The sequence below is a fragment of the Corynebacterium doosanense CAU 212 = DSM 45436 genome (assembly GCF_000767055.1).
In the GTDB taxonomy this organism is placed as follows: domain Bacteria; phylum Actinomycetota; class Actinomycetes; order Mycobacteriales; family Mycobacteriaceae; genus Corynebacterium; species Corynebacterium doosanense.
This window is the reverse complement of sequence record NZ_CP006764.1, coordinates 2325952-2340809: the sequence shown is the minus strand read 5'-3', so window position 1 is coordinate 2340809 and position 14858 is coordinate 2325952. Positions and strand designations below refer to the sequence as shown.

Here is a 14858-nt window from a genome sequence, read left to right as displayed (position 1 = left end):
CATGAGTTTCGAATTCGGGCGGGCCACCGTCATTGACTCCCTCGAGCGGATCCGCATGCTCGGTTCGGCCATGCGCAAGACCGGGCGCCCCGTCGTGCTGGTCCCGCTTCGCGACGGCGTCCATGCCGGCCACATCTCCCTCATCCGCGCGGCCACCCTGCTGCCCCGCGCGGTCGTCGTGGTCGCCTGGCAGGGCGAGGACGTGCCCGAGGATTTCGCCCGCGAGCGTGTGGACGTGGTGTGGCGGGTCACGGACGCCGACCTCTGGCCCGCCGGCGCGCCCCGGGTCATGGTCGAGTTCTCCGGCGGGCTGGAACCTTCCCTGACCGGGGATCTCACCCGCCTGGTGGCCCTGCTCGGCGCGCTGCGCCCGAGCGACGTCATCGTGGGGGAGAAGGACTACGAGCTGACGGTCGCGTTACGACGAGCGATTGCCGACCTCCACCTCGGGGTCGAGCTCCACGGCGTTCCCACCGTGCGCATGCCGGGCGGTCTGGCGGTGTCGCTGCGCAATGCCGGGGTCGCCGAGGAGGCCCGGGAGCAGGCGCTGGCGCTGTCGGCCGCGCTCACGGCGGGCGCGCACGCGGCCGAGCACGGCGCCGACCGGGTGCTTGAGGCGGCGGCTTCGGTGCTGGCGGCGGCCGGGGTGGAGCCGGAGTACCTGGAGCTGCGGGGACTGGACTTTGGCCCTGCGCCCGAGGAGGGTGATGCCCGACTGCTGGTCGCGGCCACCGTCGGCGGCGTGCGGCTGCTGGACAACGCGGGTGCGCCGATGGGGATCGGGTTCAAGAACCTGGAGTGAGCCCCCCGGTGGAAGGCGTGGGCAATTAGCACGGTTAGTGTCGTAGTTATTCCCCGCCGAGAAGGCGGGGAGGGCACATCCACCCACCTTCCGAGAAGGAGAACTCCACCATGTTCGTCACCTCCACACCCGACACCAAGGCACGCCACCTCAGTCCCGAGCACGAGGAGCTGGTCAAGGCCACCCTTCCCGCGGTCGGAGAGAATATCGAGAAGATCGCCCACTCCTTCTACGGCAAGATGTTCTCGGCTCACCCGGAGCTGCTGCGCGACACCTTCAACCGCGCCAACCAGAAGTCGGGCGAGCAGCAGAAGGCGCTGGCGGCGTCCGTCGCCACGTTCGCCACCATGCTCGTCGACGACAACGCCCCCGATCCCGTCATGCTGCTCGACCGCATCGCCCACAAGCACGTCTCGCTGGGCATCCGCGAGGACCAGTACCCCATCGTTCATGACAACCTCATGGCGGGCATCGCCGACGTGCTCGGCGACGCCGTCACCCCGGAGGTGGGCGAGGCATGGTCGGCCGTCTACTGGCTCATGGCCGACGTGCTCATCAAGCATGAGAAGGACCTCTACGCCTCCGACGGGGTTGTCAATGGCGACGTCTTCCGCGATGTCACCGTCACCGCGAAGGAGCAGCTCTCCGACCGCGTCTACACCTATACGCTGGAGGGCGACCTCAGCGAGCCGCAGCCCGGGCAGTACACGTCCGTGCGTGTGGAGCTAGAGGACGGGGCCAGGCAGCTGCGCCAGTACTCGATCATCGGCGGCGACGCCTCCGCCTACCGCATCGCCGTGCAGATCGACGGCGAGGTCTCCCACCGCCTGTACGAGCACGTCGAGGTCGGCGACCGCCTGCAGGCCAGCCTCGCGGCGGGCGACCTCGTGCTGGAGGAGGGGGACCGGCCCGTCGTGCTCATGTCCTCGGGCATCGGCTCCACTCCGATGGTGGGCATGCTCGCTCACCTCGCGGCCACCGAGGACGACCGGAAGGTGCTCTACGTGCACGCCGACGAAGCGACCGAGACTTGGGCGCAGCAGGCGCACACCGAGGAGCTCGCCGAGTCCCTGACCAACCTGACCGTGGAGGCACGCTTCCGCAACGACGGCGACCTGGTCACCGTCGCCGAGCACGACCTCTCGGGCGCGGACGTCTACCTCTGCGGCGGCAACGTGTTCCTCCAGGCCATCCGCGACGGCATCGAGGAGCTGCCGGCGGAGAAGGCGCCGGCCAGCGTGCACTTCGAGCTGTTCAGCCCCAACGACTGGCTGATCAACTAACTCCGGGGCGCAAGCTCCTTCAGCAGGGCCTTCCAATGTGAGCGCCACTGCTCGCCGTCCTCCGCGGAGGACAGCCCGGCGTGCTCGACGCTGAGGACGGCCTTGCCCGGTTGTTTGTCGGTGGCGTTGACGGTGATCCGGGAGCCGTCGGCCAGCCGGGCGCGCCAGTAGGACCACTTCTCCGTGCGGGACTCGGTGGGCTCCCCGTCGAGGGGAATGTCGCTGAACTCGGTGAGATCACCCACCCGCTCGCGCCACGCGGCGACGGCGCCGTCCCGGTCCGTGGGGAGAGTGCGGGACGCGGACGCCCGGAAGTCGCCCGCGCAGGACTGCCCGGGAACCCGCAGGCCTGCGTGCTGCTCGTAGGCCACGGCGACCCCCTGGGCCCACCACTCCTCATTCGGCGCGGCCGTGGGCATGAGCTCCAGGGCCAGGCGGGCGATGGCGGTGTGATCCAGGAGGCGGGCTGAGCGGGCGTCGAGAAGCGAAACCCAGTCCTCCCAGCTGCGGCCGGTCGAGGTGGCGATGGACGAGGTGTTGCTCGCGGAGACCATTCGTCGATTCTCGCCGAGAGGTGGAGCCCGGCGCAATGGCTTGACGTGGCCACGGGCCGTCGATACGCGTGGTGCTACCCTTGGACACCGTGAGTGAGCAGAAGAAACCCCAGGACAGGCAGCAGAACACCCCCAGCATTTCCGAGCAGTCGCGCATCCGGCGCGACAAGCGCGAGAAGCTGTTGGCCGAGGGGCACGAGCCGTACCCGGTGATCGTCGACCGGACGACCAGCCTGAAAGATCTGCGCGCGGGCTATGCCGTCGTCGCCGAGGGGGAGCAGGCTCCGGAGGGCGTCACAGTGCTCGCGGCGGGCGAGGAGACCCAGGATGAGGTCGCCGTCGCCGGGCGCATCATGTTCCAGCGCAACACGGGCAAGCTGTGTTTCGCCACGCTCCAGGAGGGTGACGGCACGCAGATGCAGGCGATGCTCTCGCTCGCGGAGGTGGGCGAGGAGTCGCTGGCGAACTGGAAGTCGGACACCGACCTGGGTGACATCGTCTCCGTCCGCGGCCGGGTCATCGCGTCCCGGCGCGGCGAGCTTTCGGTCATGGTGAGCTCTTGGCACATGGCGGCGAAGGCGCTGCGCCCGCTGCCCGTCGCCTTCGCCGACATGAGCGAGGACCAGCGGGTGCGTCACCGCTACACGGACCTCATCATGCGTGAGGAGGCGCGGAAGAACGCCATGACCAGGATCAAGGTGATGCGCGCGCTGCGCCACCACCTGGAGTCCGAGGGTTTCAACGAGGTGGAGACCCCCATGCTGCAGACGCTGCACGGCGGCGCGGCGGCCCGTCCGTTCGTCACCCACTCCAACGCCCTGGACATCGACCTCTACCTGCGGATCGCGCCGGAGCTCTTCCTCAAGCGCGCGGTCGTCGGCGGCCTGGAGCGGGTCTTCGAGGTCAACCGCAACTTCCGTAATGAGGGCATCGATTCCACGCACTCGCCGGAGTTCGCCATGCTGGAGACCTACCAGGCGTGGGGCACCTACGAGGACGGTGCCCGCACCATCCGCGAGCTCGTGCAGGCGGTGGCCACGGAGGTGTTTGGTTCCACGACGGTGACGCTTTTCGACGGCACCGAGTACGACTTCGGGGGTGAGTGGAAGACCATCGAGATGTATCCCTCCCTCAACGAGTCGCTGGCCAGGAAGTTCCCCGGCCAGCCCGAGGTCACCATCGAAACGTCGGTGGACGAGCTCAAGGCCATCGCGGATGTCATCGGGCTCGAGGTGCCCAAGACAGGCGGCTGGGGCCACGGCAAACTTGTGGAGGAGATCTGGGAGTTGCTCTGCGATGATCAGCTGCACGGCCCGATCTTTGTCAAGGACTTCCCGGTGGAGACGTCCCCGCTGACCCGCGACCACCGCAGCAAGCCCGGTGTGACCGAGAAGTGGGACCTGTACGTGCGTGGGTTTGAGTTGGCCACGGGCTATTCCGAGCTGGTGGACCCGGTGATCCAGCGTGAGCGCTTCGAGGACCAGGCGCGCCTGGCTGCGGGTGGCGACGACGAGGCGATGGTGCTCGACGAGGACTTCCTCTCCGCGATGGAGCAGGCCATGCCGCCGACGGCGGGCACGGGCATGGGGCTCGACCGCCTCCTCATGGCACTTACCGGTCACGGCATCCGGGAGACCGTGCTCTTTCCCACGGTGAAGCCTGAGAATCGCTGAGTAGCCGCGCCCCGGGGGAGTTCACCTGCCCGAAACCGGGGGTATCTGATACCTAGCCCCAGCAAACGTCCGGATCTCGGAATTTGCTGAGCGGCGTGAGCGCTGACTCGGATCGACCCCTGGTGGGGAGGGGGGTTCCTTTGCGTGGAGACTGCTGCTCAGCACGTCGCACCGCTCTCAGGTTCGCGCCTCCAGCACGGTCCGAATATCGCCTATCGCTCTAATAGCACTGGTCAGGCCGGTATGGACGTGTCGGTTTCGATGCCCCCGCTCCCATTCGGGGGCAAACTTTTCTCAGCCAAATACATTTGTTCGGGAGCATAGTTGTGTAGCGTGTGGTTCGAGTCACAACCTGTGGCGGCCCGGTTTCACATCACGGAACCGCGGACACAGCGGACGGGAACGGCCCTTTCGGCCCGGCCCCAAAGCGACACATTTCGACAGCGTCACCATCTCCCCCTCTAAGGGATGGGACGTGAAACACCAGGAGGCCCCGCCCCATGTCAACCAGTACTGCAGTCAGCGACGGCGCCCGCTCGGGCGAGCGCCCCGGCTGGATCTCCCGCTCCTGGATCCCCAGGACCGTCATCGTCGTGGCGGTCATCCTGCCCCTCATCGTGGCACTGACCTATATGTGGGCCATGTGGGACCCGACCAAATACCTCCCCGAGGTCAAGCTCGCGGTCGTCAACGAGGATGTGGGCGCCGAACACCGCGGGGAGTTCAAGGAGATCGGAAACCAGGTCACGGAGAACCTCCTGGCCACCGAGTACCTCAACTTCACCGAGACGAACGCGGAGGAGGCCGAGGAAGGCCTCGTGACGGGTGAGTACCTCTTCATCGTCTCCATCCCGGAGGACTTCTCCGAGAAGACGGTCTCCGTCACTACCGCGGACCCCGAGCAGTCGAACATCCACATGACCTACAACGACTACAACGGCAGCAACGGCACGATCCTCACCAGCGGCCTGGTGCCCCAGATCCAGCAGGCCATCCAGGCATCGGTCACGGAGTCCTACGCCTCCGAGGCGCTCAGCGGCCTGAACACCCTCGGCGACGGCTTCGACCGCGCCTCAGACGGTGCCATCCAGGTTGACGACGGCATGACGCAGCTCCAGGACGGTGTGGTCCGGGCCTCCGACGGCATCAACCAGCTTGATGACGGCGCCACCCGACTCAACGACGGCGCCAGCCAGCTCTACGACGGTACGCAGGAACTCAACACCGGTGTCGCCGATCTCAGCGACGGTGCCACCCGGCTCAACGACGGCGCGCTCCAGCTCGACGACGGAGCCAACCAGCTCAACGACGGCCTGGGCACTCTCCGCGGCGGCACCGCGCAGCTCGCGGACGGCGCCGGACAGATCAACGACGGTGTGGTCCAGCTGACCGACAAGCTCATCCCGCTGCTCACGCAGGTCCAGGGCGCGACGCCTTCCCTGAAGCAGGCCATCCCGGTCCTGCGCGCCGCCGGCCTCAACGCCGAGGCCGATCAGATTGCGGAGATCACCGGACAGCTCGACCCGGCCAACCCGACGAACATGGTCTCGCAGCTGGGCAGGCTCCGCGAGGGCACCGGAGAGCTCTACTACAACCTCTCCGACCCCTCCGCCCCCTACCTCAGCGGCGTCATCCAGCTGCAGGACGGCAGCCAGCGCCTGGTCGAGGGCACCGGACAGCTCACCGACGGCACTGCTCAGCTGATGGACGGTGTCACCCGCCTCGACGACGGTGCTACCCGCCTCAATGACGGTGCCCGTCAGCTCAGCGAAGGAACCGTCACCCTGAAGGACGGCACGATCCAGCTCAAGGACGGCAGCGTCCAGCTTGGCGACGGCGTGACCCAGCTCAAGGACGGCACCGGCCAGCTCCGGACCGGGCTTGTCGACGGCGCTGCGCAGGCCCCGCGCATCGTGGACGTGCAGACCTCCTCGCACAACTTCGGCGAGCCGATCGACTTCACCACCTCCAACAAGAACCCGGTCCAGACCGTGGTCGACGCGGCGAACCCGACCGTGAAGAAGATCGACTCCGGTGTCTCGATCCTCCTGATCCTGGTCTTCGGCACCATGATGATGGCCATCCTCTCCATCCTGCTGCCGCACATCATCGGCCGCAGCCGCATCCTGCCGGTCCTCACCGGCCTGGGCCTGCTCTCCGTCTCGAACTTCATCATCCTCGGACTGTTCGCCTTCATCTCAACCCTCAACGGCTGGAGCCCGGCGAACTGGCCGGCCATGATCGCGGTCCTCGCCGTCATCGCCGTCACGGGTGCCGCCATCTTCCAGTGCTCCCGCATCATCTTCGGGCGCATGGTCGGCGGAATTGTCAGCCTGTCCCTGTACGCCCTGGGGCTGTTCTCCTTCGGTGGCATCTGGCCGCTGGCCACCACCCCGGGCCCGCTGCGCGCGCTGCATGTCCTGCACCCGCTGAGCTACGCACGCGACATGTTCGTCCGGGCCAGCGACGGGATCTTCGACGCCACCTACTGGTCGGGCATGATCATAAGCCTGCTGCTCTTCGCGCTGCCGGCGACCGTGATCTCGGTCATCGTCACCTACTCCCGCCGTCGCCGGCGTGAGGACGACGCGGTCAACCGTTTCGACGGCCCCGGGCGCACCGAGGAAGAAGCGGTCCTCGTCTAAACCCCGCCGCCGCGTAAACAGAGTCCGGCCCCCACCTTGTAGCGAGGTGGGGGCCGGATCTCTTGCACCGGGACTGGTGTGGGGACGCGCCGAGAAGCGGAAAGCTAGCCGCCGATGTAGGTCTCGGAGAAGTATGCGTTGGAGACCACGTCTCCGCCCTGATAGACGTAGAGATTAGAACCGTCGATGACGATGGTGCTGGGATCCGCGGGGACCGTGAACTGGCCCGCGCCGGGGTTGGAGTCCCCGGTGTCGACGGCGCGGGTGAGGGAACCGTCGAAGACGTTGCCCCGGTAGGTCATCGAGCCGCCGGAGGAACAGACCGTCACCCAGTTGCCGCCTCCGCGACCCGCGTACCGCAGGGTCTCGCCGCCGGCGCAGCGGGTGGTCGAGTTGTCGCTCCAGCCGGAGGCGGTCAGGCCCGCGGGGAGGGAGGAACTCGCGCTCGGGGCGGGTGCGGGCTGGGTTACGGTTGCCGTCTGGACTACCTGCGGCTGTGCCTGGGTTTGCGGCTGGGCCTGGGCGGAACCCGGCGCGGCGCTCTCTGCGCTCGATGCCGGTGCTGCCTCCGCGGTGTGCCGGGTCGGGGAGGCCTGGTGATCCGCCACCCCGGAGCGGGCCTGAAGAAGCATCACGGTGAAAAACGCGGCCGTGAGTGCGAGCAGCACGATCAGCGCGGTGAGCAGCTGGGAGACGAGGCGGGGGGTCAACACACCGGCACCTCCAGGCGGGCGTCAGCGGCGGTGTCGCCCTGGACGAGCACCCCGAAACGGGCCTTCGGATCCCCGGGCAGCAGGCTGTAGGAACCCGATCCGAGATCCGCGGATTCCACAGAGCATTCCTTCAGTTCCCAGCCGACCCGGTCCGAGCCGCCGGACAGGGCTTCATCGCGGGCCTCCCAGGAGCCGTAGTCGATGAACGCCGACGTGACGTTCTCGCCCTCACAGACGATGCGGGCGGTTTCCCCGGCTTCGGCAGTTCCCGGCGAACACGGCCCGCCGTCCCAGCCGTTGCCGTTCTGGAGCGAGGGGACGGCATCGGGGAACGCGGCCGCGATGGTGGCCTCGGGGCCCTCCCACGAGGGGTGGCTGCTGACGTAGTAGGCGAGATAACCGACACCGCCCGCGAGCGCCACGACTGCCGCACCGAGGGCGGCGACGACGCCCCAGGAGCCCTTCTTCCGGCCTTGCCGGGCGCCGACCGGATAGCTGACGGACTGCGCGGGGCTCGTGGGGTAGGCAGACTGTGCGACCGGTGCACCGAACGGTGCGCCCGGCCCTGCCTGCACTGCCTGGGCGCCCTGATACGCCGGTGCCTGCTGGTTGAACGCACTGTGTGGGCTGGCGGAACCGTTCCGGAAAGGATTGGCCGGGGCCGCGCCGGAGCCGAAGGGGTTGGCCCGGGAGGAACCAGTGGCGGCGGAGGGGATGGAGGACGCGGTGGTGGCGTCCGCACGCCCGGAGACGCCGGGGGCGGGAACGCTGTCCACGGCCCAGCCTTCGCCGCTGCGGGCGAGTGCCTGCACAAACTCGTTGGCGGTGGAGTAGCGGTAGGCCGGGGTCGGATCCAGCGCCTTGCGGAAGACCTCCTCGAGCGCCTTCAGCCCGGAGGCGTCGGTCTCGGAGAGCCCCATGTCCTCCAGCCGGGGGAAGGGCCGGTCGGAGCTGGTCCACTGCTGCTCGTCCATGGTGTCCTTGAGCGAGCGCATGGTGAGCATCTCCAGGGCCACGAGCGCGAGGGCGTAGTTGTCGCTCGAGGAGTCTGGTTTGCTGGCGCGCGTGCCGTCGCTGCCGTGCGACTGGCCGGGAAAAAGTTCCGGGGCGATGTAGCGCTCGGTGCCGGCGACCACGGACAGTGAGGTCAGCCGGGTGTCGTCCTCGGTGAGGCTGATGCCGAAGTCCGTGAGCAGGCTGCGCGCCTCGAACCCGCCCCCGGAGGGGATGAGGATGTTCGCGGGTTTGACGTCGCGGTGAATGATGGGCGGGCTCATCTTGAGGTGCAGGTGGTCCAGCGCGAGGGCCACCGGTTGCAGGTATCCGACGGTCTCCTCCACGCTCAGGGCCCGGCCCTGCTGCTTGCGCTCCCGGATGAGGTCGGAGAGGTTGAAGCCGGGGACGTAGTCCATTATGAAGTAGGCGCTGCCGTCGTCGGCGATCCCCGAGGTGTGCACGGACACCACGGCGGAGTGGGACACCCGGGCCAGGGTCTTCATCTCTGAGGTGATCCGGGCGCGGGCGGCCTCGTCGGCGATGAGCTCGGGCCCGAGCTGCTTGACGGCGACATAACGGTCCAGATGCGGGTCACGCGCCTTGTAGACGACCCCCATTCCGCCCCGGCCGATCTCTTCGACGTCCGTGAAGCCATGACGCTCGCGAAGCGTCGAGATGAAGCTGCTGGGAGATTCCATGTGTGTGTCCTGTGTGTATGGGTGGGTGCTAATCGACGTTGATTATCCTGCGTCCGCCCGGAACTGCGCCATTTCGCAGGGGGATTTTCCCCGCGCGGGCGAGTCAGTTCCGGGGAGCGCGCAGGGCGTAGTGGGCGAGGAAGACGTGTTTGGGTTTGTAGACCCGCTCCCCGTCCTCCTCGAGGTTGTCGAAGAGCGTGTCGATCTTGCGCTCCGTCTTCTTCACGGTCCAGCCCAGGCGCTCCGCCACTTCACTGGGGCGCGGAATGTCCGCATCCGTGGTGCCGGGGCGGGAGCGCAGGGGCTGGGACAGGGCGTCGAGTAGCTGCTTCTGCTCGAGGTTGGGGTCGTGCCGGGTGTAGGTGGGTTCCAGGGGCGCGACGGGCCGCGGGGGTGCCGGCCGGGTGAAACCGTGCAGCGGAATGTCCACGTTGAGCTCGTAGGCACGTTCCTTGGTAAAGAACGTGATCACGGACGCTCCGGCGGGCATGGGCATGACGCCGCCGGGGCCGAGATCGGTCTTGCTCAGGCTCTTCGCGCCGCGGACCTCCACGGTCAGCGGGATCGCGGAACCGCGGTTGGTGATCATCCATCCGTGCCCGGAATGCCACAGCTGGAAGAGGATTCGGTGCAGGTACCGATCGTCCGCGCCGACCGGAAAGTCACCGGAACGGCCGACGGTGATCTGGTCTCCTGGCCAGATCACCCGGTGTCCGCCGATGAGATCGTCTATCCGGAGTGGTGGGGCGGGGGTGGGGGACTGATCAGCCATGCGTAGCCGAACCTCAGATCGTGTGGTGGTGATGTAGACAGATAGGGGGAGATTAGCACTGAATAGTGATAGATATGAGGCAATCTATTTTCCTCATCCGGCTCCATTCATTTCTTTCACAGACGGGCAGTTGACCACCATGGCGGAATCTTCTCGACGACGAACAGTTGTCGTCATTCTCATCGTTATCGCCGCGTTGCTGGCGACGGCCGGCCTCGCCCTAGCGGCAGTGCTCCTGTCCTCCCGGATGCTGCCCGGCTTCGAGGCCAGCTCGGCCCCCGAGACCAGCTCCGCACCCGTGTCCTCCCCGGCCACCTCCGAGGAGGAAACTTCCGCGGCAACGGTCACGGAAATGGTGCCGGCTGAATCGTCGCCGGCGGCCCCGTCGACGTCCTCAACGTCCTCCGCGGCCTCGGCCTCGGTCTCCGGCGGGGCCACGACCCCGCAGTGCGACGGGCGAGGAGTGATGATCATCGAGTCCGTCGTCGACGACGGCACCGGCGCGGCGCAGGCGAGGATCTCCCAGCTCCTCGCCGAGCACCCGGGCGCCCAGTGGTACCGGCCGGCCGCCTGCCCCTCTCTGCGCGGCAGCATCAACGGGCAGTCCATCTACCCCGTGGTGGTGGACTACGGACGTGACTTCGACCGGTTGTGCGCGGACTTCTACGCGGCCGGGGCCGACCCCTCGTACCGCAACGCCCGCATCCTCAACAACGTCTCCGAGGCGCAGAGCCCCTGTTAGCGCCACCACGGGGGAATTCTCCCCGTACTCGGGGTCTTTCTTCACGGGTTGTGCCAAGCTGAAAATCATGAAATCAACGCAGAAACTGATTCCCGCGGCCGTGGCATTCCTGGGAATGGCGGCCCTCTCGGCGTGCTCGGGCACGGAGGACGGTTCCACCGGAACCGCGTCCTCCAGCGTGGTGGTCACCAGCATCCAGTCCTCGGAAACCCCGAGCACCAGCGTCGAAACCGTGACAGCGACCGACCCGGCCAGCAATGAGCAGCCGGCGCCCGAGCGGCAGGCAGCCGGCGGCTGCGACCCGGCGGATTTCCAGGCGGCGGGGTTTTCCAGCATCACCCACGTCGCTTTCTGTGACGGGCAGTGGGCCATCGGAGGACAGGCGCAGACGGACAGCGTCAACCACTTCCGTTTCGTCGGCAGCAGCTGGACGAAGATCGAGCACGCGGGAGAGACCCCCACCGGATTCCGGTGCTACGACCGCGTGTGGCTCGGTGAGCAGGGCGCACCGGCAGGCTTCGTCGATAACGTCATGGCCTGCCCGGAGTCGCAGGGTTCCGACGAAAAGGTCCTGCCGGGCACCCAGTGCAAGTCATATGACTTCGGACCCCTGGTGGTCAAGGAGGGGGAGATCTCGTGCGCCGAGGCGATCAGGGTGATGGACTACTACCTGGATCACGTCTCCGAGGGCACGGGCAATATCGCTGCCCTGGCCTTCGAGGACTGGCGATGCGCTACCAACACGGCCGGGATCGCGGGGGACACTGGCTGGTCCTTGGGCTGCGACCGGGCGGACGGCGTCGACATCGGGGTGCGGGCGAGTTAGGAACTGGTGGAAATGAGCGTCGAAAAGTGTCCCCAACCCGGTGTTCGCTACCGGCGTACATGCCTCCTGCCAGCATGAACACCGGAAAACTGGCAGCGTCGGTTCTGAAGTGCGAAGGCAACGTCCACCCTCGGCGTTAGAGTAGGAGACAACTTAGGATCGACACTGTTTTAGGGAGTAGCTCATGTTCGAGAGATTCACCGACCGGGCACGTCGCGTCATTGTTCTGGCTCAAGAAGAAGCGCGCATGCTCAACCACAATTACATCGGCACCGAGCACATCCTGCTCGGTCTCATCCATGAGGGTGAGGGTGTCGCGGCCAAGGCGCTCGAGTCGATGGGCATCAACCTCGATGACGTCCGCGGCGAGGTCGAGGAGATCATCGGCCGCGGCACCCAGCCGCACACCGGGCACATCCCCTTCACCCCGCGCGCCAAGAAGGTGCTGGAACTCGCGCTGCGCGAGGGCCTGCAGATGGGGCACAAGTACATCGGCACGGAATTCCTGCTGCTCGGTCTCATCCGTGAGGGCGAGGGCGTGGCCGCGCAGGTGCTCATCAAGCTCGGCGCCGACCTCCCGCGTGTGCGCCAGCAGGTTATCCAGCTGCTCTCCGGTTACGAGGGTGGCCAGGGCCAGAACCCCGAGGGCGGCAACGCCGGCGGTGGTGCAGGCGCGAGTGCCGGTGGACCGGTCGGCGCCGGTGCCGGCGCAGGTCGTGGCGGCCCGCAGGGGCAGGGCGGCGACCGCTCCAACTCCCTGGTCCTGGACCAGTTCGGACGCAACCTCACGCAGGCGGCCAAGGAAGGCAAGCTCGACCCGGTCGTCGGCCGTGAGAAGGAGATTGAGCGCATCATGCAGGTGCTCTCTCGTCGTACCAAGAACAACCCCGTGCTCATCGGTGAGCCCGGCGTGGGCAAGACCGCGGTTGTCGAGGGCCTGGCCGTCGACATCGTCAACGGTCGGGTGCCCGAGACCCTGAAGGACAAGCAGGTCTACTCCCTCGACCTCGGCTCGCTCATCGCGGGCTCCCGTTACCGCGGTGACTTCGAGGAGCGCCTGAAGAAGGTGCTCAAGGAGATCAACCAGCGCGGCGACATCATCCTGTTCATCGACGAGATCCACAACCTCGTCGGTGCCGGCGCCGCCGAGGGTGCCATCGACGCGGCCAGCCTGCTCAAGCCGAAGCTGGCCCGCGGCGAGCTGCAGACCATCGGTGCGACGACTCTCGACGAGTACCGCAAGCACATCGAGAAGGACGCCGCTCTCGAGCGTCGTTTCCAGCCGGTGCAGGTCGACGAGCCCAGCCTCGAGGACACCATCACCATCCTCAAGGGCCTGCGTGACCGCTACGAGGCGCATCACCGCGTGTCCTACACCGACAGCGCCCTCGCGGCGGCGGCGAGCCTGTCCTCGCGCTACATCAACGACCGCTTCCTGCCGGACAAGGCCGTCGACCTCATCGACGAGGCCGGCGCCCGCATGCGCATCAAGCGCATGACCGCCCCGGACTCCGTCCGCGAGGTCGACGAGCGCATCGCCGAGGTCCGCCGCGAGAAGGAGGCGGCGATCGACAACCAGGACTTCGAGAAGGCCGCCGGCCTGCGCGACACCGAGCGCAAGCTCGGCGAGGAGCGCGCCGAGAAGGAGCAGCAGTGGCGCTCCGGCGAGCTCGAGGACATCGCCGAGGTCGATGACGAGCAGATCGCCGAGGTGCTGGGCAACTGGACCGGCATCCCCGTGTTCAAGCTCACCGAGAAGGAATCCTCCCGCCTGCTCAACATGGAGGAGGAGCTGCACAAGCGCATCATCGGACAGGAGGACGCCGTCAAGGCCGTCTCCCGTGCGATCCGCCGTACCCGTGCAGGCCTGAAGGACCCCAAGCGTCCCTCCGGTTCCTTCATCTTCGCCGGCCCGTCCGGTGTGGGTAAGACTGAGCTGTCCAAGGCCCTGGCCGAGTTCCTCTTCGGCGAGGAGGACGCGCTGATCCAGATCGACATGGGCGAGTTCCATGACCGGTTCACCGCGTCGCGCCTCTTCGGTGCTCCCCCCGGATACGTCGGTTACGAGGAGGGTGGCCAGCTGACGGAGAAGGTCCGTCGCAAGCCGTTCTCCGTGGTGCTCTTCGATGAGATCGAGAAGGCGCACAAGGAGATCTACAACACCCTCCTGCAGGTGCTCGAGGAAGGCCGGCTTACCGACGGTCAGGGCCGCGTGGTCGACTTCAAGAACACCGTGCTCATCTTCACCTCGAACCTGGGTACCTCGGACATCTCCAAGGCCGTCGGGCTGGGTTTCTCCGGCTCCAGCGCCACGGACGCCGACGCCCAGTACGAGCGCATGAAGAACAAGGTCAACGACGAGCTGAAGAAGCACTTCCGCCCCGAGTTCCTCAACCGTATCGACGACATCGTGGTGTTCAAGCAGCTCGACCGCGAGGACATCGTCAAGATGGTCGACCTGCTCATCGCCCGCACCTCCAAGGCACTGGGTGAGCAGGACATGGACATCGAACTCACGGACAAGGCGAAGAACCTCCTCGCCCAGCGGGGCTTCGACCCGGTGCTCGGTGCCCGCCCGCTGCGTCGCACGATCCAGCGCGAGATCGAGGATGTCATGAGCGAGAAGATCCTCTACGGCGAGCTCGGTGCCGGCGAGATCATCACGGTCGACGTGGAGAACTGGGACGGCGAGTCCAAGGCCACCGACGAGGCGAAGCTGACCTTCACCCCGCGCCCGAAGCCGCTGCCCGAGGGCACCTTCTCCGAGACCTCCCCCGAGGCTGCGGAAACCGTCCGCGACATCGAGCCCTCGGCGGGACCGGACACGGTGACGCCGGATGTGCCCACCACATCGGGCACCGACGGCGCCGTGGACCAGGACCCCCGGTCCAGCAGGGACTGGGATGACTGGGACGATGAGGGCCCCGCCGCCGGCGGAGCTCAGCCGCAGCCCCAGTAGTCCCCGGCGATACCAGTAAGTCCTGGTGAGAGCCCCATAACGCCCCGCACGAGAGTGCGGGGCGTTTTGGAGTCAATGGTGTGACCTGCTATTGTCCGAGCCGACCCTTCCGGGCCATCAAACTGAATCGATGACACGACACGCGAGGCCTGTACGCAGGGAGCCTCAGACACGGCACGGTCGATCTACCACCTT

General features: G+C 67.1%; 11 protein-coding genes. 7 read left to right on the top strand and 4 right to left on the bottom strand.

Translation table 11 applies throughout. From position 1 onward, the window contains the following. Position 1 precedes the first annotated feature (1 nt). Both CDOO_RS11445 and CDOO_RS11440 read left to right on the top strand, forming a co-directional pair. Complete coding sequence (locus tag CDOO_RS11445; RefSeq protein WP_018022829.1) at positions 2-802, top strand: pantoate--beta-alanine ligase; 801 nt, start codon at positions 2-4, stop codon at positions 800-802. Positions 803-912: 110 nt separating this feature from the next. After that, the gene (locus CDOO_RS11440) at positions 913-2085 is read left to right on the top strand and encodes a globin domain-containing protein (RefSeq protein WP_018022830.1); all 1173 of its coding nucleotides are present in this window, start codon (positions 913-915) and stop codon (positions 2083-2085) included. On the opposite strand, the gene CDOO_RS11435 is transcribed toward CDOO_RS11440, so the two are convergent. After that, positions 2082-2639, bottom strand: a complete 558-nt coding sequence (locus CDOO_RS11435; RefSeq protein WP_018022831.1) for a hypothetical protein — start codon at positions 2637-2639, stop codon at positions 2082-2084. The genes CDOO_RS11440 and CDOO_RS11435 overlap by 4 nt on opposite strands. A gap of 89 nt (positions 2640-2728) precedes the next feature. Between CDOO_RS11435 and lysS the strand changes: the two genes are divergently transcribed. Then, positions 2729-4312: a lysine--tRNA ligase gene (gene lysS, locus CDOO_RS11430; RefSeq protein WP_026159480.1), complete on the top strand. Its 1584-nt coding sequence runs from the start codon at positions 2729-2731 to the stop codon at positions 4310-4312. Between the two features lie 500 nt (positions 4313-4812). Continuing rightward, on the top strand, positions 4813-6957 hold the full coding sequence (locus CDOO_RS11425) for a YhgE/Pip domain-containing protein (RefSeq protein ID WP_018022833.1): 2145 nt from the start codon (positions 4813-4815) through the stop codon (positions 6955-6957). A 104-nt stretch (positions 6958-7061) separates the two neighbouring features. On the opposite strand, the gene CDOO_RS11420 is transcribed toward CDOO_RS11425, so the two are convergent. From CDOO_RS11420 to CDOO_RS11410, 3 genes are all read right to left on the bottom strand, one after another. Further along, a complete protein-coding gene (locus CDOO_RS11420; RefSeq protein ID WP_155861386.1) occupies positions 7062-7670 on the bottom strand; it encodes a hypothetical protein in 609 nt (202 codons plus the stop codon). Further along, positions 7664-9364, bottom strand: a complete 1701-nt coding sequence (locus tag CDOO_RS13365; protein ID WP_018022835.1) for a serine/threonine-protein kinase — start codon at positions 9362-9364, stop codon at positions 7664-7666. The genes CDOO_RS11420 and CDOO_RS13365 overlap by 7 nt, the downstream gene beginning before the upstream one ends. Before the next feature lie 103 nt (positions 9365-9467). Further along, positions 9468-10136 (bottom strand): hypothetical protein, encoded by a 669-nt coding sequence (locus CDOO_RS11410; RefSeq protein WP_020384680.1) that lies wholly within the window; start codon positions 10134-10136, stop codon positions 9468-9470. Between the two features lie 130 nt (positions 10137-10266). On the opposite strand from CDOO_RS11410, the gene CDOO_RS14010 reads away from it, so the two are divergent. The 3 genes from CDOO_RS14010 (at position 10267) to CDOO_RS11390 (ending at position 14663) form a co-directional block, all read left to right on the top strand. Then, on the top strand, positions 10267-10878 hold the full coding sequence (locus tag CDOO_RS14010) for a hypothetical protein (protein ID WP_155861387.1): 612 nt from the start codon (positions 10267-10269) through the stop codon (positions 10876-10878). Between the two features lie 67 nt (positions 10879-10945). Then, on the top strand, positions 10946-11704 hold the full coding sequence (locus CDOO_RS11395) for a hypothetical protein (RefSeq protein WP_018022839.1): 759 nt from the start codon (positions 10946-10948) through the stop codon (positions 11702-11704). Between the two features lie 184 nt (positions 11705-11888). Further along, the gene (locus CDOO_RS11390; RefSeq protein WP_051064100.1) at positions 11889-14663 is read left to right on the top strand and encodes an ATP-dependent Clp protease ATP-binding subunit; all 2775 of its coding nucleotides are present in this window, start codon (positions 11889-11891) and stop codon (positions 14661-14663) included. The last annotated feature ends 195 nt before the right edge of the window (positions 14664-14858 follow it).